Below are 2,397 nucleotides of genomic sequence, written 5' to 3' on the forward strand. Positions count from 1 at the left end.
TCATCGGCGGGGTCCGCTTCCCCGCCATCGGCCAACTGCCCTACCTGCTCACCCTCGCAGGCCACGGCTTCTACTGGTTCCGAATCCGCAAGGACCTCCCTCAGGCCACCAAGGTGAACCTGGTCGTGGCCCGTTGACTCATGGCCGCTGTTCGGCCGCCCCGGACGGAAAGGACGCGACGCCATGACGAAGACCGAGAGCGCAACACTCCGCCCGGACAGCCTCGACCCCGCCTGGCTGCTGCCCTCGCTGTCCGGTCTGCTGCGCACCTGGCTGCCCAGGCAGCGCTGGTTCGCGGGCAAGGGACGTCCCGTCACGGACCTGGCGCTGCTCTCGGTGACCGAACTGCGTGCCGACTGCCTGCATCTCCTGGTCCGCGCCGAGTACCCCGAGCTGTCGGCGAGCGGCACATCGCGTGCCACCCCGGTCCGCGACTGCTACCAACTGATCCTCGGATTCGGTGAGTTCCTCATGCCCCGGCACCACACGGCCGTCCTCGGACGCGTCCGTGAGGGCCCGCTGACGGGGCTGCTGGTGTACGACGCCCTGCACGACCCGGGTTCGGCGTCCCTGCTGCTGGATCGGCTGCGCACGCCGGGCACCGCGGGCGCCCTGCGCTTCGAACGCGACGGAGGGGTGACCATCCCCGCCGGTCTCCCCCCGCGCCTTCTCGAAGCCGAACAGTCCAACTCCTCCCTGGTGTACGGGGACGCGTACATCCTGAAGCTCTTCCGCCGTGTGCGGCCCGGCATCAACCCGGACTTGGAGGTGCCCTGGGCCCTTGCCCGACAGGGCTGCACCCGAGTCCTCGCCCCGGTGGCCTGGTTCCGCACCTCCCGTCCGTGGGCCGCGACCCTCGGTGTGCTGCAGCCGTTTCTGCGCGGTGCCGACGACGGATGGACGCAGGCGCTGGCCGCGCTCGCGGCCGGCCGGGAGTTCACCGGGGAGGCCCATGAGATGGGACAGGCGACGGCCGAGGTGCACCTGGCCCTGGCCGCCGCGTTCCCCGTCGAGTCCCAGGGACCGCCCCGCAGCGAGCGGCTCGCTGCGGGGATGCTGAAACGGCTGCGGGACGCCCTCCACGCCGTACCGGAACTGCTGCCGTTCGCGGCCGGGCTGCAGTCCGCGTTCACCGAGGCGGCGGCCCTCGACTCCCCCCGGCCCGCGCAGCGGATCCACGGCGATCTGCACCTGGGCCAGGTGCTGCGTGCCGAACGGCAGTGGCATGTGATCGACTTCGAGGGCGAACCGGCCCGCCCGCTGCCCGAACGGCGCCGGGTCCAGTCCCCGGTGCGCGATGTGGCGGGCATGCTCCGCTCCTTCGACTATGCCGCCCACGCCCGCCGGCCCTGGCGCCCCGAGTGGGCGTTGCGGTGCCGGGACGCATACTGCGCGGGCTATGCCACCGTGGCCGGCTGGGACCCCCGCTCGGAACCGGAACTGCTGCGGGCCTACGAGACGGACCGCGCCGTGTACGAGGTGCTGTACGAGGCCCGGCACCGACCGGACTGGCTGCCCGTGCCGATGGCGGCGATCGAGCGCCTCGCCGAACGTCCCGGCCTGAGGAGGCTGATACCGTGACCGCCCCCAGCACATCCCCACCGCCCCTGTGCTCCCCGCAGTTGGGGAGACCGAGTGCCGCGCCCGCGGAGCCCGGCGAGCGGCAGCGGCTGCTGGCGGGCGAGCACCACGATCCGCACGCGGTGCTGGGCGCCCGCCTGGTGCCCGGCGGGGTCGCCCTCCGCGTCCTGAGGCCCGGCGCGCTCTCGGTGACCGTCCTCCTCGACAGTCTCTGGGCCGAACTGCACGACGACGGCGACGGGTTCTTCTCGGCTCTGCTGCCACTGCGGAACGTCCCCGAGTACCGGCTCCTCGTGGCCTACGAGGACTCCGTGCTGGAGACCGGCGACCCCTACCGTTTCCTGCCCGCGCTCGGCGAGTTGGACCTGCATCTGATCGGCGAGGGACGCCACGAGCAGCTCTGGCGGGCGCTCGGCGCCCATCCGATGACCCATGCGGGCGTCAGCGGCATCCGCTTCACGGTGTGGGCACCCAATGCACGGGGGGTGCGGGTCTGCGGGGACTTCTGTCACTGGGACGGCACGGCCCATCCGATGCGCTCCCTCGGCTCGACCGGGGTGTGGGAGCTGTTCGTGCCCGGCATCGACCCCGGAACGCTGTACAAGTTCGACATCACACGACCCGACGGCACCCACACCGTACGCGCGGACCCCATGGCCCGCCGCACGGAGGTGCCGCCCGCGACCGCGTCGGTCGTCATCGCGTCCGAGTCCGCGTACGTGTGGCACGACGAGGAGTGGCTCGCGCATCGCGGGGACATCCCCGTCCACGAGGCGCCGTTCTCGGTGTACGAGGTGCATCTGCCCTCCTGGCGAC

1 protein-coding gene and 1 pseudogene are annotated in these 2,397 nt (G+C 72.2%); both read left to right on the forward strand.

Going from position 1 to position 2,397, the window contains the following annotated elements:
* The first annotated feature begins 183 nt into the window (after positions 1 to 183).
* The gene (locus tag AB0L95_RS42065; protein WP_365171944.1) at positions 184 to 1,581 is read left to right on the forward strand and encodes a maltokinase; all 1,398 of its coding nucleotides are present in this window, start codon (positions 184 to 186) and stop codon (positions 1,579 to 1,581) included.
* Positions 1,578 to 2,397: pseudogene (locus tag AB0L95_RS42070) on the forward strand (1,4-alpha-glucan branching enzyme); the annotation flags it as partial. The gene AB0L95_RS42065 and the pseudogene AB0L95_RS42070, both read left to right, overlap by 4 nt.

It is taken from the genome of Streptomyces sp. NPDC052036 (assembly GCF_040680495.1).
In the GTDB taxonomy this organism is placed as follows: Bacteria; Actinomycetota; Actinomycetes; order Streptomycetales; family Streptomycetaceae; genus Streptomyces.